The organism is Halomonas sp. ND22Bw (genome assembly GCF_003011945.1).
Classification (GTDB): Bacteria; Pseudomonadota; Gammaproteobacteria; order Pseudomonadales; family Halomonadaceae; genus Halomonas; species Halomonas halophila.
In genome coordinates, this window is record NZ_PXWD01001235.1 from 1 (window position 1) to 258 (window position 258).

Genomic DNA, 258 nt, shown 5'->3' on the forward strand with positions numbered 1-258 from the left:
ACTTCTTCACCGGCACCAACGTCCTGGCCTATTCGGGCCGCTACAACGAAATGCAGACGGGTTACGCTTACGGCGGCGGCATCGAGTACGCGATCCCCACCGACAGCTTCCTTAACCGCTTCAACTTCATCGGCAGCCTGCTCGGCAAGCTGTTCGCAGGCCTGCTCGCGATGGTCGGACTGGGCGTCGCGCTGGATCCCCTCGTCGCGATGCTCACGGGCATGGCGACGCTCGGCGTCGCCATCGTCGGCGGGCCGC

At 65.5% G+C, this 258-nt stretch carries 1 protein-coding gene; it reads left to right on the forward strand.

Translation table 11 applies throughout. The features are described 5' to 3' along the window. Nucleotides 1–258: hypothetical protein (locus CVH10_RS26990; protein WP_219925000.1), on the forward strand; the 258-nt coding region annotated here is incomplete at both ends.